Origin of the sequence: Mesorhizobium sp. M0768, from assembly GCF_040320195.1 — a bacterium.
Classification (GTDB): Bacteria; Pseudomonadota; Alphaproteobacteria; order Rhizobiales; family Rhizobiaceae; genus Mesorhizobium.
The window spans coordinates 13,721-40,393 of the sequence record NZ_JAMYPD010000019.1 but is presented as its reverse complement, the minus strand read 5'-3'; the positions used below and the strand labels follow the sequence as shown (position 1 = coordinate 40,393).

Here is a 26,673-nt window from a genome sequence, read left to right as displayed (position 1 = left end):
TTTGTTGAACACTTCCCCATGATGGGGTGTCATCCGGCAAATGGCAAGGCGCGGCACTCGAAAATCCTGAACAAGCGTGCTTGTGCACTCGGGCGGCTTGCGGCCGGCCGATCGGGCAGGCAAGATCGAGCCGCGATTGTTCCGGGCCGTTATTTGCCGGGTAAGGGAGGACGGGGATGGAGGCAGCCGAGAGAGCGGCCCGGATTGTTCGGACGGTCATCGAGACGCTGAAGCCGGGTTTCGCGGTGAGGCTGTGGACAGGCGAGCGGATCGGCCCGGCTACCGGCCCGGTGCTCACTATCAACGACCAGGACATCGTCTGGCAGATCGTACGTCGGCCCTCTTTATCGACGCTGATCGAGATGTGGATTGCCAAGGCGGTCGACGTCGAAGACGGATCGCTGTTCGATTTCTACGCCTTGCCCACGCACGGCAAGCTCAGGACGAAGCTCAAGACATTGCCGAAGCTGGCGATCCTGCGCGACCTGCCGGCGGTGCTGTTTTCGCGAAAACAGATGACGACGCGAACCGATCTTTCCGGCCGCAATCCTTTCGTCAGCGGTTCGAGCAAGGAGGCGATCCAGCATCATTACGACATTTCCAACGCATTCTACCGGCTCTTCCTCGACGAGCGCATGGTCTATAGTTGCGGCTACTTCAAGGATTTCGCCAACGATATCGATCAGGCCCAGAGAGACAAGCTCGACCATATCTGCCGCAAGCTTCGCCTGAAGCCCGGCGACAGATTGCTCGACATCGGCTGCGGCTGGGGAGCGATGCTCATCCATGCGGTGAAGAATTATGGCGTCGTCGGCCACGGCGTTTCGCTATCGGAAGCACAGACCGAACTCGCCCGTGAACGCATCCGCGCCGCCGGGCTGGAGGACCGCATCACCATCGAGATCAAGTCCTATGCCGAGCTGTCCGGCTCCTTCGACAAGATCTCCTCGATCGGCATGTTCGAGCATCTGGGGCTTGCCAACCATGCGGCCTATTTCTCGAGGATCCATCGCCTGCTCAAGCCCGGCGGCATCTATCTGCACCACGCCATCACCCGGCGCGACAAGGGCAGCTTGAAGAAGACGCTGCGCAAGGGGCCGGAATTCAAGGCGCTGATCAAATACATTTTTCCGGGCGGCGAACTCGATACGATCGGCATGACGCTCGGCAATCTCGAGGCGCACGGCTTCCTCGTCTACGACGTCGAAAACTTGCGCGAGCACTATGCGCGCACCTGCAGGCTATGGGCAGAGCGTCTCCACGCACGCTTCGACGAAGCCATCGCCGAGGTCGGCGAAGCCAAGGCGCGGCTCTGGCTGCTTTATCTGACCGGTTGCTCGATCACCTTCGAACGCGCCTCGGCGCAGATCTTCCAGACCGTTGTCACTAGGCGCGCGCGCGGCCCGAGCGGCCTGCCGCCGACGCGGGCGGATTTGTATCGATAGCTACAGGAGGCGCATCGTGGCGCCGATCTCGACGCGGGCCGGTCGGTCGACGGTGCAGTAGACGCCGAGGTTATGGGCGTTGTGGCGGACCAGGCTGCGCAGGATTGCCGGGTCGTGGTCGAACCCGTTCTGGCCAATGATGGTGAAGCCGCAGCGGCGGCACGGCTCGGAGATGGTCAGGAGCAGGTCGCCGATGGCCAGCTTGCACCCGATCCATTCCGTCTCGGGAAACGACCCCTCGACCTCTGGCATATCGACGACGATGTTGGGGCGGAAGCGGCGCGCGTCGGCGGTGCCCTCTGGATGCAGCACTTTCAAACGCGCCAGTGAGGCGGTGGTCAGCAGATGAATAGGGGTTTTGACGTAGCGTTCCGTCAGCAGGGGGCCGAGGTAATCCGGAGCCGCGTTTTCCCGGCGGAACGGCCGGATGGAAGCCGCAAAGCCGAGATACGCGGAAACCGCGCGATCACTTTGCGCGCCAGGTGCCGAAAGCCAGCGTCCGTCGGGGATGGCGACCTCCAGCCTGCCGGCCTGCGACAGCCGGGTGCGGATGCGGGGCACCTTGTGCCATTTCGCTTCGCGGTCGGGCCGCGCGATTTCATCGGTCGAGGTATCGACAAGACCAAACAGGCGGTCGCCTTCGACGGTATGCCAGTCGACGGAGATCGCCTCCTGAAACTCGCCGGCGAGCGAGCTCGCGGGATAGCGCCAAAGCTCGGTGACGGCGCCCAATGCGGGTTGCATCAGCCCTTCTTGTTTTGCCGGTTGGCGATCAGGTCGTCGACGACTGCCGGGTCGGCGAGCGTCGAGGTGTCGCCGAGCGCGGCAAAATCATCCTCGGCGATCTTGCGCAGGATGCGCCGCATGATCTTGCCGGAACGGGTCTTCGGCAGGCCGGGCGCGAACTGGATCTTGTCGGGCGAAGCGATGGCGCCGATCTCCTTGCGGACATGGGCGACGAGCTCCTGGCGCAATTCCTCGCTTGGCGTCTCGCCGGCCATCAGCGTGACATAGCAGTAGATGCCCTGGCCCTTGATATCGTGCGGGTAGCCGACGACGGCGGCCTCCGAGACCTTCTCATGCGAAACCAGCGCCGATTCGACCTCGGCGGTGCCCATCCGGTGGCCGGAGACGTTGATGACGTCATCGACGCGGCCGGTGATCCAGTAGTAGCCGTCAGCATCGCGGCGGCAGCCGTCGCCGGTGAAGTACCTGCCCTTGTAGGTCGAGAAATAGGTCTGCACGAAGCGGTCGTGATCGCCATAGACGGTGCGCATCTGGCCCGGCCATGAGTCGGCAATGCAAAGATTGCCGCTGGCTTCGCCTTCCAGTACCTTGCCGTCGGCGTCGACCAGCTGCGGCTTGACGCCAAAGAAGGGCCGCGTCGCCGAACCCGCCTTGAGGTGGGTGGCGCCCGGAACCGGCGTGATCATGATGCCGCCGGTCTCGGTCTGCCACCAGGTGTCGACGATCGGCACCTTGCCGTTGCCGACGACGTTGAAATACCACTCCCAGGCTTCCGGATTGATCGGCTCGCCGACGGTGCCGAGCACGCGCAGCGACTTGCGCGACGTTTTGGTGACATGGGCATCGCCGGCGCCCATCAGCGCGCGCAGCGCCGTCGGCGCGGTGTAGAAGATGTTGACCTTGTGCTTGTCGATCACGTCCCAGAAACGCGACTGCGATGGGTAGTTCGGCACGCCTTCGAACATCAGCGTGGTGGCGCCGTTGGCGAGCGGCCCATAGACGATATAGCTGTGGCCGGTGACCCAGCCGACATCGGCGGTGCACCAGTAGATATCGCCCTCATGATAGTCGAAGACATATTGGTGTGTCATCGAGACATAGACGAGATAGCCGGCGGTGGTATGCAGCACGCCCTTCGGCTTGCCGGTCGAGCCGGATGTGTAGAGGATGAACAGCGGGTCCTCGGCGTTCATCTTCTCGGGCTTGCATTCGGCCTTAACCGTGGCGACCTCGTCATGGTACCAGACGTCGCGCCCGGCGGCCCAGCCGGTCTTGCCGCCGGTGCGGCGCACGACCAAGACCTTTTCGACTTTCGTTCCGGCCTTGGCGGCGATCTCGATCGCCTTGTCGGTGTTCTCCTTCAGCGGGATAGTCTTGCCGCCGCGCAGGCCTTCGTCGGCGGTGATGACGAAGTTCGACTTGCAGTCGTCGATGCGTCCGGCCAGCGCATCCGGCGAAAAGCCGCCGAAGACAACCGAATGAATGGCGCCGATGCGCGTGCAGGCGAGCATCGCATAAGCGGCCTCCGGGATCATCGGCATGTAGATGGTGACGCGGTCGCCCTTCTTGACGCCGTGCTTCTTCATCACATTGGCGAGGCGGCAGACATGTGCGTGAAGTTCGTTATAGGTGATCTTCCTGTCGTCGTAGGGATTGTCGCCTTCCCAGATGATGGCGGTCTGTTCGCCGCGCTTCTTCAGATGCCGGTCGATGCAGTTCCACGAAACGTTTGTCTGGCCATCCTCGAACCATTTGATCGAAACCTTGCCGTCGAAGGACGTGTTCTTGACCTTGCTGTAGGGCTTGAACCAGTCGATGCGCTTGCCGTGCTTGCCCCAGAACTTGTCCGGGTTGTTGACGCTGTCGGCGTACCATTTCAGGTAGGCGTCATTGTCAATCAGCGCGTTCTTCTTCCACGCCGGCTGGACGCGATGGACATGAACATCGGACATTTCTTCGCCTTCCTCCCCAAAACCAAACCGCCGGCTTGACCGCCGGCAGGATCGCGGCGATGCGGCCGCGAATTCGCGCGCATTATTAACAGTTCGGCGGTGACGGCAACATTAGACGTTGGATTCGCGCGGCGGGATGCCGCAGGTGCCTTGCCCGGCGGTGTCAGCACTCTCGTGAGGCGGCTGCTAAGCGCATGTTTTTGCGGGAGGAATCTGATTTGATCGTAGAAATATCAATAGACGAATAAGCAAATGGGGTGCACAATTTCAGGCTGGGAGGAAGGAGAATCAACCAGGGGACCGCAATGCGCGACCATTCAGAAATGGACCTGATGCTCAAGGGCTATGGCTTGACCACGGCCAAGATTCTTTATCACTTCCCAGATCATCCGCATCTGCTGCAGAGCTTCATCTGGCAGGATTACGACATCGCCCCGAAATTTCCCGTGCTGATCCGTTTCATCGAGTTCTGGAAGGCCAAGCTCGAAGGCCCGCTGCATTCGGTCAGCTACACGCACCAGAAGCTGATCGCGCCGAACGAATGGCGCAAGGTCGACGGCGAGTTCGTTCTGCATTAGCCGGGCGGGCGGCAGCCTGGGAGCCGCCGCCCAGCTTTTGGAGCGTTAGACTGCGGGCGGGTTCAGCCGGGCAAAACCCTCCTGCCGGCGATAGGGAAAATACGGATAGGGTGCGGTGACCTCACTTGCCGTGTCGAGCTTCTTCATCTGCTCGGCTGTCAAGGACCAGCCGACGGCGCCGAGATTCTGGCGCAACTGCTTCTCGTTGCGCGCGCCAATGATGACGGAGGCGACGGTCGGCCGCTGCAGCAGCCAATTGATGGCGATCTGCGGTATGGTCTTGCCGGTTTCCTCGGCGACAACATCAAGCGCGTCGACGACCCGATAGAGATGCTCATCCTCGACGGGCGGTCCGAAGCTTGCCGTGTCGTGCAGCCGGCTTTTCTCAGGCAGCTTCTGGCCACGGCGGATCTTGCCGGTCAGGCGGCCCCAGCCGAGTGGGCTCCACACCAGCGCACCGACGCCCTGGTCGAGGCCGAGCGGCATCAACTCCCATTCATAATCGCGTCCGACCAGCGAGTAATAGACCTGATGGGCGACGTATCGGGGATAGCCATGTCTATCCGCCAGGCCGAGCGATTTCATCACTTGCCAGCCGGAAAAATTGGAGACGCCGACATAACGCAGTTTGCCGGCGCGCACGAGACTGTCCAGCGTCGACAGCACCTCCTCGATCGGTGTTGCGGCGTCGAAGGCGTGCAGTTGCAGCAGGTCGATGTAATCGGTGCCAAGACGCTTCAGCGCGTCTTCGACGGCCTTGATCAGGCGTGAACGTGACGAGCCGGCATCGTTGGGACCGTCGCCCATCGGCAGCGAGGTCTTGGTCGAGATCAGCACGGCGTCGCGGCGGCCCTTGATGGCAGCGCCGAGCACTTGTTCGGAAGCGCCATTCGAATAGACATCGGCGGTGTCGAACAGGTTGACGCCGGCCTCAAGGCAGATGTCGACCAGCCGCCGTGCTTCCGCCGCATCGCTGTTGCCCCAGGCACCGAACAGCGGGCCTGAACCGCCGAAGGTTCCAGCGCCGAACGAGAGCACCGGGACCTTCAGGCCTGATGCGCCAAGATTTCGATAATCCATGGGTTTGCTCCTTGTGGAAGGATGGCTGTTTCAAAGATTGGCTGAGGTTTGCGTTCTATGACCGCGCGATTTCCGGTGTAGCGAGGACAGGATCTCGGTCGAGACGCAGCGCAAACGCCGCTACGGCAAGCGCTGAAAGTGGCAACAGCGCCGCGACCCAGGTGACGGCACCGAGGCCGGGACCATGGGCGATGACCACGCCGCCGAGCCAGGCGCCGGCCGCATTGCCGAGGTTGAAGGCGGCGATGTTGAAGGATGAAGCTAGGCTCTGGCCGGCGCCTTGCGCCTTCTGCAACACCCATAACTGTAGCGGCGCGACGGTGGCGAAGGCGGCGGCGCCGAGCAGGCCGACATAGATAACGGCCATGATCTGGCTGTGCAGGGCGAAGGTCATGGTGCCGAGCACCAGCGCCAGCACGACGAGACTGCCGAGAACGGACGGTACCAGCCAGCGATCGGCGAACTTGCCGCCGGCGAGGTTGCCGGCGATGAGGCCGCCGCCGAAGACCAGCAGGATCGGCGACACCGCTGTCTCGTCAAAACCGGTGATCTCGGTCAGCAACGGGGCGATGTAGGTGAAGACGGCGAAGACGCCGGCATAGCCAAGCACGGTGGTGGCAAAGCCAAGCAGGACCGGCGCGCGGCCGAGCAAGGCGAGATCGGCGCGCAAATTGCTCTTCTCAGGCTCTGTTCGGCTGCGCGGCACCAGCAGCAGAATGATGGTAAAGGCGGCGATGCCGACCAGGGTCACCGCCCAGAAGGTCGCGCGCCAGCCGAAGGCTTGGCCGAGCCATGTGCCGAAGGGCACGCCGAGGATGTTGGCGATGGTCAGGCCGGTGAACATCAGGGCGATCGCCGAGGCTTTCTTGTTGGGCGCCACCAGTCCGGTCGCCACGACCGAGCCGACGCCGAAGAAGGTACCGTGGGCGAAGGCGGTCAGTACGCGCGCACCCATCAGCGTCCAGTAGTCTGGGGCAAGCGCACAAGCGAGGTTGCCCAGCGTGAAGATCGCCATCAGCGCCAGAAGCACAGTCTTGCGCGGCCAACGGCCGGTCGCGATCGTCAGCAGCGGCGCGCCGATGACGACGCCCAGCGCATAGCCAGAAATCAGCTGGCCGGAAGCTGAGATCGAGACGCCGAGATCGGTGCTGACGTCGAGCAGCAGGCCCATGATGACGAATTCGGTGACGCCGATGCCAAAGGCACCGGCGGCAAGAGCGTAAAGAGCAAGGGGCATGGCGGTTCCCACTTCGATGACGACCAGTTTTGATGACGGGCGCCCCGTGTCCTCCCACGCCCCGATCCGGAAGATCGTGCCGCGATGTGCTGTGAACCAGCCTTGCATCGGGCACATCGTCTGTGAAATAGATTCACCAATGGCCAGGCCCGACATCAATCGCTCCGGCGAGATCGAAGTGTTCGTTCGCGTCGTCGAGGCGGGCAGCTTTTCAGCCGCTGCCCGCGCGTTGCGGATGACGCCGTCGGCGGTGAGCAAGCTGATCGCGCGGCTGGAGGCGCGGCTTGGTGCGCGGCTGGTCAGCCGTTCGACGCGCAAGCTGCAACTGACACCGGAGGGGGCGGCGTTCTTCGACAGCGGCGTGCGCGTCCTTGCCGACATGGCGGCGGCCGAGCGCGAGGCAGCGGCGGGTGCCGCGCCGCGTGGCCGGCTGCGGATCAACAGCTACGTGCCTTTCGGGCAGCATCGGCTGATCCCGCTTTTGCCGCGTTTCCTAGAGCGCTACCCCGAAATCTCGGTCGATCTGGTGTTGACCGACGATGTCATCGACCTGATGGAGGAGCGCGCTGACGTCGCCATCCGCGCCGGGCCGCTCGGCGAATCACGGCTGGTGGCGCGCAAGCTCGGGCAGAGCCGGGTGGTCGTCGTTGCGGCGCCATCGTATCTCGAAGCGCGTGGCACGCCCAAGACGCCCGCCCATCTCGATCGTCACAACCGGATGGGCTTCCGTTTCGTTCGTCACCTCGAGGGCTGGCCTTTTATCGACGCGGCCGGCAAGCCGATCACCCTGTCGATCATAGGAAATACGCTAGTCAGCGACGGCGAGGCGATGCGGCTGATGGCGCTCTCGGGGGCGGGCATCGCCCGGCTGGCACGCTGGCATGTGGAGGCCGACATTGCCGCCGGCCGGCTTCTGCCGCTGCTGGAAGATTTCAATCCCGGCGACGAGGAACTCACCCACGCCGTCTATGTCGGCCAAGGCAAGTATCTGCCGGCGCGGGTGCGGGCGTTTTTGGACTTTTTGGTCGAGACTGTTCGGCTGACTTGAGCCCAAAAAAAGATCGGGAGCCTGCCGGCTCCCAAAGCATCGAATCGAAGGTAAATTGAACTACTTTTTCGGCACAAAGGGCGCCGGCCGCCGGCCGGCCGCCTGACGCTCCAGCATCCAGCCGGGGTATTCGGCGGGCAGGGCACTGACTTCGTCGAGGCGAACAAGATCATCGGCATCGAGCTGCAACTCGGTGGCTGCAAGGTTCTGTTCCAGCTGCTCCATGCGGCTGGCGCCGATGATGACGCTCATCACGAATGGCTTGGCCAGGACATAGCCGAGCGCCACCGTGGCGACGCTGACGCCGTGCTTGACGGCGATCTCGCGCATGACGGCGACCGCTGCCCAGGCACGGTCCTCATTGACCGGCGGGAAATTGAAGCTGGCGCGACGGCCCTCGCCATTGCCGGGGGCGCCCGGTCCGTATTTGCCGGAGAGCAGGCCGCCAGCCATCGGCGACCAGACCATCAGCCCGAGCTTCTCCTCGTTGATCAGCGGCACGATTTCGCGCTCGAGATCGCGGCCGGCGATCGAATAATACGACTGCACGGTCTCGAAGCGGGCAAAGCCTTTGCGCTCGGCAATACCCAGCGCCTTGGCAATGCGCCAGGCCTGCCAGTTCGAGACGCCGACATAGCGGACCTTGCCGGCGGCAACCAGGTCGTCGAGCGCCCGCAGCGTTTCGTCGATAGGCGTCACCGTGTCGGTGCCGTGCAGCTGGTAGAGATCGATGTGATCGAGCTGTAGCCGCTCGAGGCTGCTCTCGACCGAATCCATGATGTGGCCGCGCGAGGAACCGCGCTGGTTCGGGCCGCCGCCCATGGCGCCGTGAACCTTGGTGGCGATGATCACGTCCTGACGGTTGACGCCAAGGTTCCTGAGCGACTGGCCGAGAAGCCGTTCCGAGGCGCCGAAGGAATAGACATCCGCCGTGTCGAAGAAATTGACGCCGGCGGCGAGGGAGCGGGCAACGATCTCGTCGACGCCCTTCTGGTCGAGGCTGGCGATCAGGCCCCATTGGGCATTCTCGCCGGCCGCGCCGAACGTCATCGTGCCGAGGCAAAGTTCGGAGACGAACATCCCCGTATTTCCAAGTTGATTGTAACGCATGGTGGCTCCAGACGGGTTGAGAATAACTCGACCGATATAGGAACGAAACGTTCCGTTTCTATACGCTGGCTTAGTCAATGTCAGCCTGTGGCCTAAGGTCGGCTGCGCCTCATCTGGCGCCGAAAATCGCCGATCCAACCCTGACACTGGTCGCGCCGAAGGCGATCGCGGTTTCGTAGTCGCCGGACATGCCCATGGAGAGCTTGTCGACGCCGGCCTCGAGCCCAAGCTTTTCCAGCAGCGCGAAATGCGGACCGGGGTTCTCGTCGGCCGGCGGAATGCACATCAGCCCTTCGATGGCGAGGGCGTGAACCGAGCGGCAGCGGGCGACGAAGGCGACAGCCTCGCGCGGCTCGATGCCGGCCTTTTGCGGCTCGGAGCCGGTGTTGACCTGGACATAGAGCCTTGGCGTCCTGCCCTGCCTGGCGATTTCCTTGGCCAGCTCTGCGGCGATCTTTTCACGATCGATGGTTTCGATGACGTCGAACAATGCCACCGCTTCCTTGGCCTTGTTCGATTGCAGCGGACCGATCAGATGCAGCTCGATATCGGGAAACGCCGTCCGCAGTGCCGGCCATTTGGCTTGTGCTTCCTGGACGCGGTTTTCGCCGAAGATGCGCTGGCCGGCCTCGATGACGGGGCGGATATCGGCGGCGTCGAAGGTTTTCGAGACCGCGACCAGCGTCACCGCTCCGGCCTCACGGCCTGCCTCGCGCTCGGCGGCAGCGATCCTTGCCTTGACCGTGAAAAGCTGTTCGGCGGCGCTCGCCATGCCTATATCCTGCCTGTGTTTGGCTTTTCGCCGGATCGCCGCAGTTGACGGGTCCGGCAATCCATGATGAACACCGCGACGACATTTCCTGAGCCGCCCGGGCATTGTCCGGCGGCTCGCGCATGCTTTTAAGTGAAAAACACCCGATGGCAACCGAACGATACAATCCGCGCGCGTCAGAGCCCAAATGGCAGAAGGCCTGGGACGCCAAGAAGCTGTTCGAAGCCGACAATGACGACCCGCGCCCGAAATACTACGTGCTGGAGATGTTCCCCTATCCGTCGGGGCGCATCCATATCGGCCATACCCGCAACTATACGATGGGCGACGTGGTGGCGCGCTACAAGCGGGCCAAGGGTTTCAACGTGCTGCACCCGATGGGCTGGGACGCCTTTGGCATGCCAGCCGAAAACGCGGCGATGCAGAACAAGGTCCATCCCAAGGACTGGACCTATCAGAACATTGCCGCCATGCGCGAGCAGCTCAAGGTCATGGGCCTGTCGCTCGATTGGGCGCGCGAGTTCGCCACCTGCGATGTCGACTACTATCACCGCCAGCAGATGCTGTTCCTCGATTTCGTCGAGAAGGGGCTGGTGACGCGCAAATCCTCCAAGGTCAACTGGGATCCGGAGGACATGACGGTGCTTGCCAACGAGCAGGTCATCGACGGACGCGGCTGGCGCTCAGGCGCGCTGGTGGAACAGCGCGAGCTGACGCAGTGGTTCTTCAAGATCACCGATTATGCGCAGGATCTGCTGGATTCGCTCGATCAGCTCGACGACTGGCCGGAAAAAGTGAAGCTGATGCAGGCGAACTGGATCGGCCGTTCAGAAGGGCTGCTGATCCGCTGGCCGCTGGCCAAGCCAATCGCCGGCGAGCATGAGCTCGAAGTCTATACGACCAGGCCCGACACCATCTTCGGCGCGTCCTTCATGGCGATTGCGGCCGACCATCCGCTGGCCAAAAAGGCCGCCGAAGACAATCCGGCACTGGCAAAGTTCATCGACGAAGTCCGCCATATGGGCACTTCGGCGGCGGCATTGGAGACGGCCGAGAAGAAGGGCTTCGATACCGGCATTCGCGTCGTCCATCCGTTCGACGAGAGGTGGACGCTACCCGTCTACGTCGCCAATTTCGTGCTGATGGACTATGGCACCGGCGCCATCTTCGGCTGCCCGGCACATGACCAGCGCGACCTCGACTTCGCCAACAGATACGGCCTTCCGGTCATTCCGGTGGTGATGCCGGAAGGCGAGAATCAAGGAAGCTTCCAGGTCATCGACGAGGCTTACGTCGATGATGGCGCGATGATCAATTCGCGCTTCCTCGACGGCATGAAGCCGGATCAGGCATTCGACGAGGTGGCGAAGCTGCTGGAACAAAGGACCATCGGCAACCGGCCGATGGCAGAGCGCAAGGTGAATTTCCGCCTGCGCGACTGGGGCATTTCGCGCCAGCGCTATTGGGGCTGCCCGATCCCGATGATCCATTGCGAGGATTGCGGCGTGGTGCCGGTGCCGAAAGCCGACCTGCCGGTCAAGCTGCCGGACGACATCGAGTTCGACCGGCCGGGCAATCCGCTCGATCGCCATCCGACATGGCGGCGCGTCAAATGCCCGCGTTGCGGCAAGGATGCGCGGCGAGAAACCGACACGATGGACACATTTGTCGATTCTTCGTGGTATTTCGCTCGCTTCACCGCGCCGTGGGCAAATGATCCGACCGATCCCGAGGCCGCGACTGAATGGCTGCCGGTTGACCAGTATATTGGCGGTATTGAGCATGCGATCCTGCATTTGCTCTATTCGCGCTTTTTCACCCGCGCCATGCGCGAGACCGGCCATGTCGATCTCGCCGAGCCGTTCAGGGGCCTGTTCACGCAAGGCATGGTGGTGCACGAGACCTATCGGGTTGGCGGCGCCTCGAACGGCCGCTGGCTTGCGCCAAGCGAGGTCAGGCTGGAAGACGCCGACGGCAAGCGCCGCGCCTTCGAAATCGCCACCGGCGAAGAGGCGGTGATCGGTCCGCTCGAAAAAATGTCGAAGTCGAAGAAGAATACGGTGAGTCCGGAAGAGATCACCGACGGCTACGGCGCCGATACGGCGCGCTGGTTCATGCTGTCCGACTCGCCGCCCGAGCGCGATGTCGAATGGACCGACGAGGGTGCGGCCGGCGCGCATCGCTTCATCCAGCGCATCTGGCGCCTGGTGTCGACGGCTGCCGAATCGCTCGCCGGAGTCCGGCCAGAGGCGGCGAAGGACGGCGAGGCCGGGACAGTGTCCAAGGCCGCGCACAAGATCTTGAAGTCGGTCGGCGAGGATATCGAAAAGCTCGCCTTCAACCGCGCCATCGCCCGCATCTATGAGCTCGCCAATGCCTTGACCGTACCGCTCAACGAGGCGGCAGAGGGCAAGGCCGGTCCGGCGCTGCAAGCGGCCTGCCGTGAGGCCGTCGAGATCCTGGTGCACCTGATCGCGCCGGTCATGCCGCATCTGGCCGAGGAGTGCTGGCAGACGCTCGGCGGCACCGACCTTGTCGCCGAACGGCCCTGGCCGGACTACGATGCCTCGCTTGTCGTCGACGCCGAGATCGTGCTGCCGGTCCAGGTCAACGGCAAGAAGCGCGGCGATTTGACAATTGCCCGAGACGCGGACCAAGGTGCGGTCGAAAAAGCGGTTCTGGCTCTCGACTTCGTGCAGAAAGCGCTCGAAGGTAAGGCGCCGCGCAAGGTGATCATCGTGCCGCAGAGGATCGTCAATGTCGTTGCCTGATCCGCGAAAGACAGAGCTGACGCTGCGCCGTGTCGTGCTTTGCGGGCTGCTCGCCTCGGTGGCGCTGGTTTCCGCCTGCACGGTGCGGCCGCTCTATTCGAGCGCGCCGCTGGTCGCCGGCTCGCAGGTCGGCGCTGCTGCCGAGCTGGCATCGATCTCGGTCAAGCCGGTCAAGACCCGCTACGCCCAGCAGGTCCGCAACAATTTGATCTTCGCGCTCGGCCAGGGCGCCGGCGAGCCGGCTTCGCCGGTCTATTCGCTTGATCTCGGCGTCTCCGAACTCGTCGAATCGGCGGCAATCGAGCAGGTCACGACCGACGAGGACGAGCCGACCGCCGGCACTGTAACGCTGACCGCCAACTATGTGCTCAGCGATGCCAAGACGGGCACGGTCATAGCTAGGGGCAAGCGCTCGATTCCGTCGTCATACGACAGGCCGCGCCAGGAATTCGCGTCATACCGGGCCCAGATCGACGCCGAGAACCGTGCGGCGCGCGAGCTGGCAGATGTGCTGCGGCTGTCGATCGCCCAGGATCTGATCAAGCACGGCAAGCCGGCGGCAAGCTAGGTCTTTCCGGAGTGCGCAATCTGCAAAAAAGGCCGATTGCTCGGCCTTTTTTGTTCGTAGGATAGTCGCTTCAGCCGATCTTCTGCCCGGTCTTTGCCCAGTCGGCGAGGAACTGCTCCAGGCCCTTGTCGGTCAGCGGGTGCTTGACCAGTGCCTTGAGCGTCGCCGGTGGCGCGGTGATGACATCGGCACCGATTAGCGCCGCCTGCTTGACATGGTTCACGGTACGCACCGAAGCGGTCAGGATCTCGGTCTGGAAGTCATAATTGTCGTAGATGGTGCGGATATCGGCAATCAGCTCCATGCCGTCCCAGCCGCTGTCGTCGATGCGGCCGACGAACGGCGAGATGAAGGAAGCGCCGGCCTTGGCGGCGAGCAGCGCCTGGGTGGCCGAGAAGCACAGCGTGACGTTGACCATGCGGCCGTCCGACCGGATGTCCTTGCAGGCTCTCAGGCCATCGAGCGTCAGCGGCACCTTGATGCAGACATTGTCGGCGATCCTGGCCAGGATCTTGGCCTCCGCCATCATGTCCTTGTATTCGGTGGCGACGACTTCGGCCGAGACCGGGCCCTTGACGATCTCGCAGATCTCCCGTGTGACGTCGGCGATCTTGCCGCCGGATTTCAGGATCAGCGACGGATTGGTGGTTACGCCGTCGAGCAGCCCCAAATCGTTCAGCTCGCGGATTTCCTTGACATCGGCGGTGTCGACAAAAAATTTCATGGCGGTCTCCTGAAGATTTTTCATGTGCACGTCATGCACATTCGGGGTCGGACTTTGATCTAGACCAAAGTCGGGGCAAGGTCACGCCTCATGATCGAAGATTCGCCCTTTGTCGCGGCCGCACCGGTGCTGGTGCCGATGCCCGCCGAGCGCCCCTACACCTATGCCGTGCCGGCTGGTATGCGCGTGGTGCCGGGCTCGATCGTGCGCGTTCCGCTTGGGCCCCGCCAGGTCGCCGGCATCGTCTGGGACGGCGCCGTCGAGATGGTCGACGCGAAGAAGTTGCGGCCGATCGAGCAGGTTTTCGACTGCCCGCCGATCGACCGCGCGATGCGGCGTTTTGTCGATTGGGTGGCGCAGTACACGCTGTCGCCGCCCGGCATGGTGGCGCGCATGCTGCTCAGGGCGCCGGAGGCGTTCGATCCGGAGCCGTGGATCGAAGGGCTGCAGCGCACCTTCGCCAAGCCCGACCGGATGACGGAGGCGAGGATGCGCGTGCTGGAGACAGCCGAAGGCGGACTTGCCTGGACGCGATCCGGCCTGGCGCATGCGGCAGGCGTGTCGTCGACGGTGGTGGACGGGCTGCGGGCGCAGGGCGTATTCCAGACGGTGATGATCCCGCCGCGGCCGGTGGTCGCAGCACCCGATCCCGGCTACGCCGTGCCTTCACTGATGCCGGACCAGAGCGAAGCAGCCGAGATGCTGCGCACCAACGTCGCGACCGGCACATTCGGCGTCACCCTGCTCGATGGTGTAACCGGATCCGGCAAGACGGAGGTCTATTTCGAGGCGGTTGCGGCCGCGCTCGATCGCGGCAAGCAGGTGCTGATCCTGCTGCCGGAAATTGCGCTGACCCACGCTTTTCTCGAACGCTTCCAGGAGCGGTTCGGTGCCAAGCCGGCGGAATGGCACTCGGATCTGCCGCCAAGGATGCGCGAAAAGGTCTGGCGGCAGGTAGCGGAAGGCGGCGTGCGGGTCGTCGCCGGCGCGCGCTCGGCGCTGTTCCTGCCGTTCAGGGAGCTTGGACTGATCGTCGTCGACGAAGAGCACGATCCCGCCTACAAGCAGGAGGATCGCGTCTTTTACAACGCGCGCGATATGGCCGTGGTGCGCAGCCATATCGGCGGCTTTCCGGTCGTGCTCGCCTCGGCGACACCGTCGGTCGAAAGCCGAGTCAATGCCAGCCAGGGCCGCTACAGCAGGGCGGTGCTTTCGGCGCGCTTTGCCGAGGCGGCACTTCCCGATCTCAAGACGATCGACATGCGCCGCGCGCCGCCTGCACGCGGCGGCTTCCTGTCGCCTGTACTGCTCGGCCATATACGGCAGACGCTGGAAAGAAAGGAACAGTCGCTGCTGTTCCTCAACCGGCGCGGTTATGCGCCGCTGACGCTCTGCCGGGTCTGCGGCCACCGCTTCGGCTGTCCGGTCTGCTCGGCCTGGCTGGTCGAGCACCGCTTTCGCGGCCAGCTCGTCTGCCACCACTGCGGGCACAATGAACGCCGGCCCGAAGCCTGTCCGGAATGCGGCACGCTCGATCATCTGGTCGCCTGCGGGCCAGGCGTCGAGCGCATCGCCGAGGAGGTCGTCGCGCATTTCCCCGATGCCCGCACCATCGTCTTGTCGTCGGACCTGATGGGCGGCGTGCGGCGGCTGCGGCTCGAGCTTGAAGCCATCGCCAATGGCGAGGCCGACATCGTCATCGGCACGCAACTCGTCGCCAAGGGCCACAACTTCCCCAACATGACGCTGGTCGGTGTGGTCGATGCCGATCTCGGCCTTGCCAATGGCGACCCGCGCGCCGCCGAGCGCACCTTCCAACTACTCAGCCAGGTGACCGGCCGCGCCGGCCGCACCGGCAAGAAAAGCCTCGGCCTGCTGCAGACCTTCCAACCCGACCACCCGGTGATGCGCGCGATCGTCTCAGGCGATGCCGAGGCCTTCTACGAGCGCGAGATCGCCGAGCGTGAGCGGGCGGGGCTGCCGCCCTTCGGCAGGCTCGCCGGCGTCATCGTCAGCGCGGCGACACGGGCCGAAGCCGAAGCGCACGCCCGTGGCCTGCGTCGCGCCGCGCCGCAAGCCACCGACCTGTTCGTGCTCGGCCCGGCCGAGGCGCCGCTGTCATTGATCGGCGGCCGCCATCGCTTTCGCCTGCTGATCCAGGGCGAACGGCGCGCCGACATGCAAGGGTTCATTCGCACCATGCTGGCCGAGGGGCCGAAGATAAGGGGCTCGGTGCGAGTCCAGGTCGACATCGACCCGCAGAGCTTTTTGTGAAGGGGCTCAGAGGACAGGCTTCCGCAAATTGCCGATGCCCATCTGGCGTATGTCTCTTGCTTCGCTAGAATGCCCGAAATTTTGAATATGCATTTAAGAGGGGACAAGATGGAATTTGCGTTTCCGTGGCCGATGAGCCAGGGCGAGTGGCTGGCGTGGTCGAGCGCGGTCGCGACCCTATTGCTCGGCCTATTGCTATTCCTGGCGCCACAGCTGGCATTCCGCATCCTGCGGCTGCAGGTCAGACCGGAGAAGGCGGCGGCGATCGCCGAGGGGCGCGGCCGGATGTCGGGGTTCTATCTCGGCCTCAGCCTGTGCTGCATCCTCCTGGCGCAGCCGCTGCTCTACATGGCGCTCGGCTTCTCCTGGCTATTCACCGCCTTCGGCCGGCTGCTATCGATGATGTCGGACGGCGCCAATACGCCGTTCAACTGGGCATCCATCCTCGTCGAGCTGGTGCTGGCGGCGCTGCCGCTTGCCTTCGCCTTCGGCTTTTTGCCCTGAATCAGGGATCAATCCGGGGTTGGTTGCTGAACTCGCCCGGCGGATGCGACAATAGTGCCTGAAAACCATGCCGGACGACGCATTGCGGTCTGAAAATGCCTGTGCTAGACGGCAATCGACTTTCGACCGGGGATAGCGGAAGCCGCGCCTCCGTGCTTGGAAAAATGCAGTAAGGTCAAAGATTTAGCCAGAGTTTTTGCTCGCGCCAACAATCTGCGGCCTGTCAGACAAGAGAAAAGACGGTCCGTGGCCCAATCGTCATCGCCAATCTCAGGTGTCGCAGAACGCTATGCGGGTTCGCTGTTCGAACTCGCGCTGCAGACCAATTCGGTCGCCAGCGTCGAGGCCGACCTCAACAGTTTCGAAGCGATGCTCGAAGGCAGCGCTGACCTTTCGCGGCTGATCAGGAGCCCGGTCTTCTCCAGCGAGGACCAGGCCAAGGCGATCGCCGCGATCGCCGACAAAGCGGGGATCACCGGCCTCACCGGCAATTTCCTGCGCGTCGTTGCCCAGAATCGCCGGCTGTTCGCCGTGCCCGGCATGATCAAGGCGTTCCGCCAGATCGCCGCCGAACACCGTGGCGAGACCGCTGCCGAGGTCACCTCGGCGCATGCGCTGACGCCTGCCCAGGAAACCGAGCTGAAAGCAGCGCTGAAAAGCGTCGCCGGCAAGGACGTGGCGATCACGGTCACCGTCGATCCGTCGCTGCTCGGCGGACTGGTGGTCAAGATCGGCTCGCGCCAGATCGATACGTCGCTCAAAACCAAACTCAATTCGCTCAAGCTTGCACTGAAAGAGGTCGGCTGATGGACATCCGCGCCGCGGAAATTTCCGCAATTCTGAAAGACCAGATCAAGAATTTCGGCAAGGAGGCCGAGGTCTCCGAAGTCGGCCAGGTGCTGTCCGTCGGTGACGGTATCGCCCGCGTCTACGGCCTCGACAATGTCCAGGCCGGCGAGATGGTCGAGTTCCCCGGCGGCATCCGCGGCATGGCGCTTAACCTCGAAGCCGACAATGTCGGCGTTGTCATCTTCGGCGCCGACCGCGACATCAAGGAAGGCGACACCGTCAAGCGCACCGGCGCCATCGTCGATGCGCCCGTCGGCATGGGCCTGCTCGGCCGCGTCGTCGACGCGCTCGGCAACCCGATTGACGGCAAAGGCCCGATCCAGGCCACCGAACGCAAGCGCGTCGACGTCAAAGCGCCCGGCATCATCCCGCGCAAATCGGTGAACGAGCCGATGTCGACCGGCCTCAAGGCCATCGACGCGCTGATCCCGGTCGGCCGCGGCCAGCGCGAGCTGGTCATCGGCGACCGCCAGACCGGCAAGACCGCGATCATCCTCGACACCATGCTCAACCAGAAATCGGTGCACGACAACGGCCCTGAGAAGGAAAAGCTGTACTGCGTCTATGTCGCCGTCGGCCAGAAGCGCTCGACGGTGGCGCAGTTCGTCAAGGTCCTGGAAGAGCGCGGCGCACTCGACTATTCGATCATCATCGCCGCGACCGCCTCCGATCCGGCGCCGATGCAGTTCCTGGCGCCGTTCACCGCCTGCACCATGGGCGAATATTTCCGCGACAACGGCATGCACGCGCTGATCAGCTACGACGATCTGTCGAAGCAGGCCGTCGCCTATCGCCAGATGTCGCTGCTGCTGCGCCGTCCTCCGGGCCGCGAGGCCTATCCCGGCGACGTCTTCTACCTGCACTCGCGCCTGCTCGAGCGCGCTGCCAAGCTCAACGACGAAAACGGCGGCGGGTCTCTGACGGCGCTGCCGATCATCGAAACGCAGGCCAACGACGTTTCGGCCTATATCCCGACCAACGTCATCTCGATCACCGACGGCCAGATCTTCCTGGAAACCAATCTGTTCTTCCAGGGCGTGCGCCCGGCGGTCAATGTCGGCCTGTCGGTGTCGCGCGTCGGCTCCTCGGCGCAGATCAAGGCGATGAAGCAGGTTGCCGGGTCAATCAAGGGCGAGCTCGCGCAGTACCGCGAAATGGCTGCTTTCGCGCAGTTCGGCTCCGACCTCGATGCCGCCACGCAACGCCTGCTCAACCGCGGCTCGCGTCTGACCGAGCTGTTGAAGCAGCCGCAATTCTCGCCGCTCAAAGTCGAGGAGCAGGTCGCGGTGATCTTCGCCGGCGTCAACGGCTATCTCGACAAGCTGGCGATCAACCAGGTCGGCAAGTTCGAGCATGGCCTGTTGTCGCATATGCGCTCGGCCGGCAAGGACGTGCTCGACGGCATCCGCAAGGAGAAGGCGCTGTCCGACGATCTGCGCGCCAGGCTGAAGGCAGAAATCGACGCCTTCGCCAAGACCTTTGCTTGAGCAGGACGGACGGGATCAGGTTTGAAGCATGCCTTCGTTAAAAGACCTTCGTAACCGTATCGCCTCGGTCAAGGCGACGCAGAAGATCACCAAGGCGATGCAGATGGTCGCCGCGGCGAAGCTGCGTCGCGCGCAGGAAGCGGCGGAAGCGGCGCGTCCCTATTCGGAGCGCATGGGCGCGGTGCTGGCCAACATCACCCAGGCGATCGGCGGCGGCGGCGATGCCCCGGCGCTGATGACCGGCACCGGCAAGGACGACGTGCATCTGCTTGTCGTCTGCACGGCCGAACGCGGTCTGTGCGGCGGCTTCAATTCGCAGATCGCCCGCTTTGCCCGCGACCACATCCGTAAGCTTCTGGCAGACGGCAAGCAGGTCAAGATCATCTGCGTCGGCAAGAAGGGGTTCGACATATTGCGCCGCGACTACGGGGCGCTGATCATCGAGCGTGTCGACCTGCGCGAGGTCAAGACGCTGGGCTTCGTCAATGCCGATGCCATCGCCAAGAAGGTGATCCACCTGTTCAACGAAGGCGGCTTCGATATCTGCACGCTGTTCTATTCGCAGTTCAAGTCGGTGATCAGCCAGATCCCGACGGCGCAGCAAATTATCCCGGCGGGCGCGCCTGCGGCTGGCGCGGAAGTGAGGGATGGCGGCAGCGCCGTCTACGAATACGAGCCGGAGCCGGGCGAGATCCTCTCCGATCTCATCCCGCGCAACATTTCCGTGCAGGTTTTTCGCGCGCTGCTCGAGAATGCTGCCGGCGAGATGGGCGCCAAGATGAGCGCCATGGACAATGCGACGCGCAACGCCGGCGACATGATCAACAAATTGTCGATCACCTACAACCGCCAGCGGCAGGCGCAGATCACCAAGGAATTGATCGAAATCATTTCGGGCGCCGAGGCGCTCTAGGCACGCCCACAAGGAGGTCATCGACCTCAAGCGTGTGAGAAACAAAGAGACGAAAAGGGTAAGAACGATGGCGAAAGCAGCGACCCCGAAGACGGTAGCCCCGAAGGCCGCGGCACCAGCGAAGGCTCCGGCGGCAGCAAAGGCCGCTCCGGCCAAGAAGGCGGCAGCAACCAAGGCCGCCGCTGTGAATGCGCCGGCCGCCACCATCAAGAAAACCGGCCTGGCAGGCAAGGTTCGCCAGGTCATCGGCGCCGTTGTCGACGTCCAGTTCGGCGAACATCTGCCGGCGATCCTGAACGCGCTTGAGACGATCAACGTCGGCAATCGCCTGGTGCTAGAGGTGGCCCAGCATCTGGGCGAAAACACCGTGCGCTGCATCGCCATGGACTCGACCGAAGGTCTGGTCCGCGGCCAGGACGTCTATGATACCGGCGCTCCGATCACCGTGCCGGTCGGCCCGGGCATGCTCGGCCGCATCATCAACGTCATCGGCGAGCCGGTCGACGAGGCAGGCCCGGTCGACGGCATCGAGATGCGCTCGATTCACCAGCCGGCGCCGACCTATGTCGAGCAGTCGACGGAAGCGCAGATCCTGGTCACCGGCATCAAGGTGCTCGACCTGCTGGCCCCCTATGCCCGCGGCGGCAAGATCGGCCTGTTCGGCGGCGCCGGCGTCGGCAAGACGGTGCTGATCCAGGAACTGATCAACAACGTCGCCAAGGCGCATGGCGGCTTCTCGGTGTTCGCCGGCGTCGGCGAGCGCACCCGCGAAGGCAACGACCTCTATCACGAGTTCATCGAGTCCGGCGTCAACAAGAAGGGCGGCGGCGAAGGCTCCAAGGCCGCGCTCGTCTATGGCCAGATGAACGAGCCGCCGGGCGCCCGCGCCCGCGTCGGCCTGACCGGGCTGACGGTTGCCGAATATTTCCGCGATCAGGGCCAGGACGTGCTGTTCTTCGTAGACAACATCTTCCGTTTCACGCAGGCGGGCTCGGAAGTGTCGGCGCTGCTCGGCCGCATTCCTTCGGCCGTGGGCTACCAGCCGACGCTGGCCACCGACATGGGTGCGCTGCAGGAGCGTATCACCACGACGACCAAGGGTTCGATCACCTCGGTGCAGGCGATCTATGTGCCGGCCGACGACCTGACCGACCCTGCACCGGCGACCTCGTTCGCCCACCTCGACGCGACGACCGTGCTCAACCGCGCGATTTCGGAAAAGGGCATCTATCCGGCGGTCGATCCGCTCGATTCGACCTCGCGCATGCTCGACCCGATGGTTGTCGGCGAAGAGCATTACCAGGTCGCCCGCCAGGTGCAGTCGATCCTTCAGCGCTACAAGTCGCTGCAGGACATCATCGCCATCCTGGGCATGGACGAGCTGTCGGAAGAGGATAAGCAGACCGTGGCCCGCGCCCGCAAGATCGAGCGCTTCCTGTCGCAGCCCTTCTTCGTCGCCGAAGTGTTCACCGGCGCACCGGGCAAGCTGGTCGACCTCGCCGACACCATCAAGGGCTTCAAGGGCCTTTGCAACGGCGATTACGACCATCTGCCGGAGGCCGCCTTCTACATGGTCGGCGGCATCGAGGAAGCGGTCGAGAAGGCACAGCGCCTGGCCGCTGAAGCGGCCTGATGGTGAATGGTCGATAGTGAATTGTGAATGGGGAGTAGCGGATAGGAAATCGGGGGCTGAGTGAAGGTCATTCTTTCTGACTATTCACCATTCACCATTCACCAGTCGCTAAATTGATCATGCCTGAAGCTTTCAAATTCGAACTGGTCTCGCCGGAGCGCCTCTTGGTTTCCGAGCAGGTCGAATCCGTCGTCATTCCGGGCGCCGAGGGCGAAATGACTGTCATGGCGCATCACGCGCCGGTCATGACGACGATCAAGCCGGGCGTCGTCACGCTAAAGACCGCGCAAGGCAAGGAAGAGCGCTATGTGGTGTTCGGCGGCTTTGCCGACATCGTTCCGGCCGGCTGCACGCTGCTGGCGGAATCGGCTGTGGCCGTCGGCGACATCGACCGCGCCGACCTTGCCCGCCGCATCCAGGAGGCCAGGGAAGACGCCGCCGACGCCAAGGACGACCAGACCCGCAGCAAGGCCGAGCAGTTCCTCAACCAGCTTACGACGCTTGAAGGTGCGCTGTTGCCGGCTTAACAGGCGCCCCTTGCCTTCTCCCCTTGTGGGAGAAGGTGGATCGGCGCGCAGCGCCGAGACGGTTGAGGGGTGTTGGAAGAACTGAGACGGCGGCGATCCCTGGAGCACCCCTCATCCGACCGAGCTCCGCTCGGCCACCTTCTCCCACAAGGGGAGAAGGGGGGCTGGTCACACCGTCAGTGCCTCTACTGCGCGCATGACGCCGCGCAGTTCGGCGAGGCCCTTCAGGCGGCCGATGCAGGAATAGCCGGGGTTCACCTTCTTGCCGATGTCATCGACAATGGCATGGCCATGGTCCGGACGCATCGGGATCTGCCAGTCCGCCCTGCCTGCCGCCTTGCGCCGCCGCTCTTCGCCAATCAGCGCCGACACGACCGCCACCATGTCGGTGTCGCCGTCGAGGTGCTCGGCTTCGTGGAAGGAGCCGTCTGGCTCCTTGGTGACATTGCGCAGATGGGCGAAATGGATGTTTTCGGCGAAGGCCTCGGCCATCGTCGGCAGATCGTTCTGCGCGCCCGCGCCGTAGGAGCCGGTGCACAGGGTCAGCCCGTTAGCCGGCGAAGCGACCGCGTCGAGCAGCGCGCGGGCATCATTGGCGTTGGAAACGATGCGCGGCAGGCCGAACAGCGAAAAGGGCGGATCGTCGGGGTGGATCGCCATCCTGACTCCGGCCTCTTCGGCGATCGGCACGATCTCGCGCAGGAAGGCAAACAGGTTTTCGCGCAGGCCTTCGGTGGAGACGTCCTTGTAGAGGTCGAGGGCGCGGCGGAAGCTTGCCCGATCGAAGATGAATTCGCGCGCCGGGACCCAGCCGATCAGGTTTCGCTCCAGCCTTGCCTTGTCGCTGTCGCTCATCCCTTGCAGTCGCGCACGCGCGGCCTCGACGCGGGCCGGTGGGTGATCGGCCTCGGCCCCTTCTCGCTCGAGGATGAAGACGTCATAGGCGCAGAGCTCGACGACATCGAAGCGCAGCGCCGTGCCGCCATGCGGCATGGGATAATCGAGGTCTGTGCGCGTCCAGTCGGTGATCGCCATGAAATTATAGCAGACGGTATTGATCCCGGCGGCGGCGACGGCGCGGACCGACGCCTTGTAATTGTCGATCAGGCTGCGCCAGTTGCCGCTGCGGGTCTTGATGTCCTCATGGACGACGATGCTCTCGACCACATCCCAGGTCAGGCCTGCTGCCTCGATCTCGGCCTTGCGCCTGGCGATCTCGTCCGCCGGCCAGGCGCGGCCGTCATTGAGGTGATGCAGCGCGCTGACGATGCCGACGGCGCCGGCCTGACGGACATGGGCAAGCGTCACCGGATCGTCCGGCCCGAACCAGCGCCAGGTCTGTCTCATGGCTTCTCACTCCCTATGCCAAGCGCCGCCAAAGCTGCGGCAGTGCCGCCCCGCCGCAGGCGCTCGAGATGGGCTGCCGTCAGATCGATCAGTGTCATGCGGTGGGCATGGTCCTTGGCGAAGCCGGCGAGATCGAACATCGCTGTCACCGTTTCATCAGCCGGCCGGCTGCCGAGCGCCGTAAGCCGAGTGTCGATCGGGTCGGTGAAATGGGCTTCCGGCAAGGTTTTGCCGCGCGCCTCGCAAGCGGCAATCCAGGCCGCCACCACCAGCATGAGATGCGCGGGCGGGTCACCGGCGCCCAGCCGATCAAGGGCCGAGGCGACGATGCGCTGCGACAGCTTCTGGCTGCCGTCATTGGCGATCTGCGCGGTGCGATGGGCGAGCGCGGTGTTCGAATAGCGTTCGGCGAGCTGGGCCGTGTAGCCGGCCGTATCGAGCCCGGCGTCCTGCGGCAGCGTCGGGATGGCCTCGGCCCATAGTCCGTCGACGAATTGCCGGATCGCCGGATCGGCAAAGGCGCGGTCGACCGTGTCGTAGCCGCTGAGCAGGCCGAGATAGGCGATTGCCGAATGCGAACCGTTGAGCAGCCGCAGCTTCATGTCCTCGAAGGGCCCGACGTCGCCGACCATGGTGACGCCGAACTTTTCCCAGGCCGGCCTGCCTGCCGGGAAATCATCCTCGACCACCCATTGGCAGAACGGCTCGGTCATCACCGGCCAGGCATCCTCGACGCCGAGCTCGACGGCGATACGCGCCCGGTCGGCATCGGTGGTCGCCGGCACGATGCGGTCGACCATGCTCGACGGGAAGGCGACGCCGTCGGCGATGTGTGCGGCGAGCCTGGCATCGCCCGAAGTGGCGAGCCTGGCGTCGCGCAGTGCGGCGAATTCGACCAGCAGGCGGTGCAGCGTGGCACCATTGGCCGGAAGGTTGTCGCAGCAGAGCACGGTGAAAGGCTGGATGCCGGCGGCACGGCGGCGCGACAGCGCCTCGGTCAGGAAACCATGCGCCGTCCGTGGCATTTGCGGGTTGGCCAGATCATGGACGATGTCGGGGTGGGTATTGTCGAGGCCGCCGCCGGCTGCCCTCAAATAGGCCTTTTCGGTGATCGTCAGCGTGACGATGCGGGTGCGCGGATCGGTCAGGGCGGCGAGCACCGCAGCCGGATCTTCCGGCGCCACCAGCAGCGACAGGATCGAGCCGACGACGCGCAGCTCTTCGCCGACGCTGCTCCTGATCGCCAGCGTGTAGTGGCCATCCTGCGGCGCCAGTGCGTCGCGCGTGTCTGGACTGCGCAAGGACACGCCGACAATGCCCCAGTCCGCCTCGCCCGCCGCCAGGCAGTCGTCGACATAGGCCGCCTGGTGAGCGCGATGGAAGGCACCGACGCCGAGATGGACGATGCCCGGTGCAATAGCGCCGCGGGCGTAGCGCGGGACCGCGACCGAAGCCGGCAGTGCCTTCAGCGTGCTGTTGGAAAGGCGTCTATTGGTCATTGCGCCACGTGTCTGATCGAGATTGTTGGGTCACTGCTGGCAGGCGGCGTAACACCCGATGCCGTCACGCACAATGGGCAATGGCCGACGAAAAGTCATCATACAACAACCCAGTTTTTGTATGTTGACATTATTTCTTTCCAACCCTACCGATGTCCGGATTGGGAGGATTCACGTGGCCGCATTGACGGATCCGGACTTGCTGTTTGCCGCCGAGGCGCGCCCGCGTTCGCTGGCCCGCGATCTCTATGCCGCGGTCAAAGACCTGCCGATCGTCAGCCCGCACGGCCACACCGATCCGCGCTGGTATGCGCTCAACGAGGCGTTTCCCGATCCGGCGCAGTTGCTGATCGTGCCGGACCACTACATTTTCCGCATGCTGTTCAGCCAGGGCGTTCGGCTTGAGGAGCTTGGTGTGCCGACGCTTGACGGCTCGCCGGTTGAAACCGACGGCAGAACGATCTGGCGGTGCTTCGCCGAGCATTATTACCTGTTCCGCGGCACGCCGACCCGGCTGTGGTTCGACCATGTGCTTGCCCATCTGTTCGGCATCGACGAGCCGCTGACGGCCGCAACCGCCGACCGCCATTACGATATGATCTCGACCTTGCTGCAGTGGGAGAATTTTCGCCCGCGAGCGCTGTTCGAGCGCTTCAATATTGAAGTCATCGCAACGACCGAAGGCGCGCTCGACGATCTCCGATGGCACCAGATGATCCGCGACAGCGGCTGGGAGGGCCGCGTCGTCACCGCCTATCGGCCGGATGCGATCGTCGATCCCGACTTCGAAGGCTTTTCGGCCAATCTCGACCGGCTTGGCGAGATCACCGGCTGCGACACCGGCAATTGGGCCGGCTATCTCGATGCGCATCGCCAGCGGCGCGCCTTCTTCAAGAGCTTTGGCGCGACTTCCTCCGATCACGGCCATCCGACGGCCGAAACCGCCAATCTCTCGGATGCCGCCGCGCAGGAGCTGTTCAACCGCATCCGCCGGGGCTCGGACGACGAGCGCGAGCGAAAGCTGTTCCGCGCCCAGATGCTGACCGAGATGGCCAAGATGAGCCGCGACGACGGGCTGGTCCTGCAGATCCATCCCGGCTCCTGGCGCAATCATTCGCCTTCTATCTTTCACAAGTTCGGCAGGGACAAAGGCTTCGATATTCCGACCCGAACCGACTATGTGACGGCGCTGAAGCCGCTGCTCGACTGCGTCGGGCTGGAGCGCGACCTCACCATCATCCTCTTCACCCTCGACGAGACCAGCTATGCGCGCGAGCTGGCGCCGCTCGCCGGCGTCTACCCGGCATTGAAGCTCGGGCCGGCCTGGTGGTTCCACGACAGCCCCGAAGGCATGCGCAGGTTCCGTGAGATGACCACCGAAACCGCCGGTTTCTATAACACCGTCGGTTTCAACGACGACACCCGCGCCTTTCCATCCATACCGGCCCGCCATGATGTGGCGCGCCGGGTCGATTGCGCTTTTCTGGCGCGTCTCGTCGCCGAGCATCGGCTCGGCGAAGACGAGGCGCACGAGCTGGCGCAGGAACTTGCCTATGCGCTCGCGAAAAAGGCGTACCGGCTCTAACGGCGCTTGCCGCCATCGTTCAA

General features: G+C 63.9%; 22 protein-coding genes. 13 read left to right on the top strand and 9 right to left on the bottom strand.

The genetic code is table 11. The features are described from left to right. Nucleotides 1-176 precede the first annotated feature (176 nt). Nucleotides 177-1,445, top strand: coding sequence for a class I SAM-dependent methyltransferase (locus tag NKI08_RS22235; protein WP_352471295.1), 1,269 nt, complete (start codon nt 177-179; stop codon nt 1,443-1,445). Here NKI08_RS22235 and NKI08_RS22230 read toward each other — a convergent pair whose 3' ends face one another. Then, nucleotides 1,446-2,189: an MOSC domain-containing protein gene (locus NKI08_RS22230; RefSeq protein ID WP_352772127.1), complete on the bottom strand. Its 744-nt coding sequence runs from the start codon at nt 2,187-2,189 to the stop codon at nt 1,446-1,448. Continuing rightward, nucleotides 2,189-4,144, bottom strand: a complete 1,956-nt coding sequence (acs, locus tag NKI08_RS22225; RefSeq protein WP_352772125.1) for an acetate--CoA ligase — start codon at nt 4,142-4,144, stop codon at nt 2,189-2,191. The genes NKI08_RS22230 and acs overlap by 1 nt, the downstream gene beginning before the upstream one ends. Before the next feature lie 305 nt (nt 4,145-4,449). On the opposite strand from acs, the gene NKI08_RS22220 reads away from it, so the two are divergent. Then, entirely contained in the window at nt 4,450-4,722 is a 273-nt protein-coding gene (locus NKI08_RS22220; RefSeq protein ID WP_023678111.1) for an usg protein, read from the top strand. A 45-nt stretch (nt 4,723-4,767) separates the two neighbouring features. Here the strand turns inward: NKI08_RS22220 and NKI08_RS22215 are convergent, their stop codons facing one another. Continuing rightward, a complete protein-coding gene (locus tag NKI08_RS22215) occupies nt 4,768-5,802 on the bottom strand; it encodes an aldo/keto reductase (protein WP_352772123.1) in 1,035 nt (344 codons plus the stop codon). Between the two features lie 55 nt (nt 5,803-5,857). Further along, nucleotides 5,858-7,039 (bottom strand): MFS transporter, encoded by a 1,182-nt coding sequence (locus NKI08_RS22210; RefSeq protein WP_352772222.1) that lies wholly within the window; start codon nt 7,037-7,039, stop codon nt 5,858-5,860. Between the two features lie 139 nt (nt 7,040-7,178). Between NKI08_RS22210 and NKI08_RS22205 the strand changes: the two genes are divergently transcribed. Then, nucleotides 7,179-8,087 carry a LysR family transcriptional regulator gene (locus tag NKI08_RS22205; RefSeq protein WP_352772121.1) on the top strand — a complete coding sequence of 303 codons (909 nt, stop codon included), beginning with the start codon at nt 7,179-7,181 and terminating at the stop codon, nt 8,085-8,087. 60 nt (nt 8,088-8,147) lie between these two features. On the opposite strand, the gene NKI08_RS22200 is transcribed toward NKI08_RS22205, so the two are convergent. Together NKI08_RS22200 and NKI08_RS22195 are read right to left on the bottom strand one after the other, a co-directional pair. Next, complete coding sequence (locus NKI08_RS22200) at nt 8,148-9,197, bottom strand: aldo/keto reductase (RefSeq protein ID WP_352772119.1); 1,050 nt, start codon at nt 9,195-9,197, stop codon at nt 8,148-8,150. A gap of 109 nt (nt 9,198-9,306) precedes the next feature. Further along, nucleotides 9,307-9,969 (bottom strand): YggS family pyridoxal phosphate-dependent enzyme, encoded by a 663-nt coding sequence (locus NKI08_RS22195; RefSeq protein ID WP_352767527.1) that lies wholly within the window; start codon nt 9,967-9,969, stop codon nt 9,307-9,309. Nucleotides 9,970-10,115: 146 nt separating this feature from the next. Between NKI08_RS22195 and leuS the strand changes: the two genes are divergently transcribed. Together leuS and NKI08_RS22185 are read left to right on the top strand one after the other, a co-directional pair. Continuing rightward, entirely contained in the window at nt 10,116-12,740 is a 2,625-nt protein-coding gene (gene leuS, locus NKI08_RS22190; protein WP_352772116.1) for a leucine--tRNA ligase, read from the top strand. Continuing rightward, the gene (locus NKI08_RS22185; RefSeq protein ID WP_352772114.1) at nt 12,727-13,308 is read left to right on the top strand and encodes an LPS assembly lipoprotein LptE; all 582 of its coding nucleotides are present in this window, start codon (nt 12,727-12,729) and stop codon (nt 13,306-13,308) included. The genes leuS and NKI08_RS22185 overlap by 14 nt, the downstream gene beginning before the upstream one ends. A 70-nt stretch (nt 13,309-13,378) precedes the next feature. Here NKI08_RS22185 and fsa read toward each other — a convergent pair whose 3' ends face one another. Continuing rightward, nucleotides 13,379-14,032, bottom strand: a complete 654-nt coding sequence (gene fsa, locus NKI08_RS22180) for a fructose-6-phosphate aldolase (protein ID WP_023719712.1) — start codon at nt 14,030-14,032, stop codon at nt 13,379-13,381. A 90-nt stretch (nt 14,033-14,122) separates the two neighbouring features. On the opposite strand from fsa, the gene NKI08_RS22175 reads away from it, so the two are divergent. The 7 genes from NKI08_RS22175 to NKI08_RS22145 all read left to right on the top strand — a co-directional run bounded on the left by NKI08_RS22175 (nt 14,123) and on the right by NKI08_RS22145 (nt 22,219). Further along, complete coding sequence (locus NKI08_RS22175) at nt 14,123-16,306, top strand: primosomal protein N' (protein WP_352772112.1); 2,184 nt, start codon at nt 14,123-14,125, stop codon at nt 16,304-16,306. 108 nt (nt 16,307-16,414) lie between these two features. Beyond that, a complete protein-coding gene (locus NKI08_RS22170; protein ID WP_352772110.1) occupies nt 16,415-16,810 on the top strand; it encodes an AGROH133_08824 family phage infection protein in 396 nt (131 codons plus the stop codon). A gap of 246 nt (nt 16,811-17,056) precedes the next feature. Then, nucleotides 17,057-17,617 (top strand): F0F1 ATP synthase subunit delta, encoded by a 561-nt coding sequence (locus NKI08_RS22165; RefSeq protein WP_352636906.1) that lies wholly within the window; start codon nt 17,057-17,059, stop codon nt 17,615-17,617. Further along, entirely contained in the window at nt 17,617-19,146 is a 1,530-nt protein-coding gene (atpA, locus tag NKI08_RS22160; RefSeq protein ID WP_352489181.1) for a F0F1 ATP synthase subunit alpha, read from the top strand. Before NKI08_RS22165 ends, atpA begins: the two co-directional genes overlap by 1 nt. A 28-nt stretch (nt 19,147-19,174) precedes the next feature. Then, nucleotides 19,175-20,059: a F0F1 ATP synthase subunit gamma gene (locus NKI08_RS22155; protein ID WP_352471280.1), complete on the top strand. Its 885-nt coding sequence runs from the start codon at nt 19,175-19,177 to the stop codon at nt 20,057-20,059. 67 nt (nt 20,060-20,126) lie between these two features. Beyond that, nucleotides 20,127-21,692, top strand: coding sequence for a F0F1 ATP synthase subunit beta (gene atpD, locus NKI08_RS22150; RefSeq protein WP_352683656.1), 1,566 nt, complete (start codon nt 20,127-20,129; stop codon nt 21,690-21,692). 119 nt (nt 21,693-21,811) lie between these two features. Beyond that, nucleotides 21,812-22,219, top strand: coding sequence for a F0F1 ATP synthase subunit epsilon (locus NKI08_RS22145; RefSeq protein WP_023678096.1), 408 nt, complete (start codon nt 21,812-21,814; stop codon nt 22,217-22,219). Nucleotides 22,220-22,387: 168 nt separating this feature from the next. Here the strand turns inward: NKI08_RS22145 and uxuA are convergent, their stop codons facing one another. Both uxuA and NKI08_RS22135 read right to left on the bottom strand, forming a co-directional pair. After that, a complete protein-coding gene (gene uxuA / locus NKI08_RS22140; protein WP_352772106.1) occupies nt 22,388-23,566 on the bottom strand; it encodes a mannonate dehydratase in 1,179 nt (392 codons plus the stop codon). Then, the gene (locus NKI08_RS22135) at nt 23,563-25,065 is read right to left on the bottom strand and encodes a mannitol dehydrogenase family protein (protein ID WP_352772104.1); all 1,503 of its coding nucleotides are present in this window, start codon (nt 25,063-25,065) and stop codon (nt 23,563-23,565) included. Before NKI08_RS22135 ends, uxuA begins: the two co-directional genes overlap by 4 nt. 175 nt (nt 25,066-25,240) lie before the next feature. On the opposite strand from NKI08_RS22135, the gene uxaC reads away from it, so the two are divergent. Continuing rightward, the gene (gene uxaC, locus NKI08_RS22130; protein ID WP_352772103.1) at nt 25,241-26,650 is read left to right on the top strand and encodes a glucuronate isomerase; all 1,410 of its coding nucleotides are present in this window, start codon (nt 25,241-25,243) and stop codon (nt 26,648-26,650) included. Nucleotides 26,651-26,673: the final 23 nt, after the last annotated feature.

Coding starts and splice junctions, on each gene's coding strand:
- NKI08_RS22170 (WP_352772110.1), top strand. CDS start 16,415: ATGGAATTTGCGTTTCCGTGGCCGATGAGCCAGGGCGAGTGGCTGGCG.
- NKI08_RS22220 (WP_023678111.1), top strand. CDS start 4,450: ATGCGCGACCATTCAGAAATGGACCTGATGCTCAAGGGCTATGGCTTG.
- NKI08_RS22200 (WP_352772119.1), bottom strand. CDS start 9,197: ATGCGTTACAATCAACTTGGAAATACGGGGATGTTCGTCTCCGAACTT.
- uxuA (WP_352772106.1), bottom strand. CDS start 23,566: ATGAGACAGACCTGGCGCTGGTTCGGGCCGGACGATCCGGTGACGCTT.
- leuS (WP_352772116.1), top strand. CDS start 10,116: ATGGCAACCGAACGATACAATCCGCGCGCGTCAGAGCCCAAATGGCAG.
- NKI08_RS22210 (WP_352772222.1), bottom strand. CDS start 7,039: ATGCCCCTTGCTCTTTACGCTCTTGCCGCCGGTGCCTTTGGCATCGGC.
- NKI08_RS22175 (WP_352772112.1), top strand. CDS start 14,123: ATGATCGAAGATTCGCCCTTTGTCGCGGCCGCACCGGTGCTGGTGCCG.
- NKI08_RS22230 (WP_352772127.1), bottom strand. CDS start 2,189: ATGCAACCCGCATTGGGCGCCGTCACCGAGCTTTGGCGCTATCCCGCG.
- fsa (WP_023719712.1), bottom strand. CDS start 14,032: ATGAAATTTTTTGTCGACACCGCCGATGTCAAGGAAATCCGCGAGCTG.
- acs (WP_352772125.1), bottom strand. CDS start 4,144: ATGTCCGATGTTCATGTCCATCGCGTCCAGCCGGCGTGGAAGAAGAAC.
- NKI08_RS22185 (WP_352772114.1), top strand. CDS start 12,727: ATGTCGTTGCCTGATCCGCGAAAGACAGAGCTGACGCTGCGCCGTGTC.
- NKI08_RS22155 (WP_352471280.1), top strand. CDS start 19,175: ATGCCTTCGTTAAAAGACCTTCGTAACCGTATCGCCTCGGTCAAGGCG.
- NKI08_RS22195 (WP_352767527.1), bottom strand. CDS start 9,969: ATGGCGAGCGCCGCCGAACAGCTTTTCACGGTCAAGGCAAGGATCGCT.
- NKI08_RS22135 (WP_352772104.1), bottom strand. CDS start 25,065: ATGACCAATAGACGCCTTTCCAACAGCACGCTGAAGGCACTGCCGGCT.
- NKI08_RS22145 (WP_023678096.1), top strand. CDS start 21,812: ATGCCTGAAGCTTTCAAATTCGAACTGGTCTCGCCGGAGCGCCTCTTG.
- atpD (WP_352683656.1), top strand. CDS start 20,127: ATGGCGAAAGCAGCGACCCCGAAGACGGTAGCCCCGAAGGCCGCGGCA.
- NKI08_RS22215 (WP_352772123.1), bottom strand. CDS start 5,802: ATGGATTATCGAAATCTTGGCGCATCAGGCCTGAAGGTCCCGGTGCTC.
- NKI08_RS22235 (WP_352471295.1), top strand. CDS start 177: ATGGAGGCAGCCGAGAGAGCGGCCCGGATTGTTCGGACGGTCATCGAG.
- NKI08_RS22205 (WP_352772121.1), top strand. CDS start 7,179: ATGGCCAGGCCCGACATCAATCGCTCCGGCGAGATCGAAGTGTTCGTT.
- atpA (WP_352489181.1), top strand. CDS start 17,617: ATGGACATCCGCGCCGCGGAAATTTCCGCAATTCTGAAAGACCAGATC.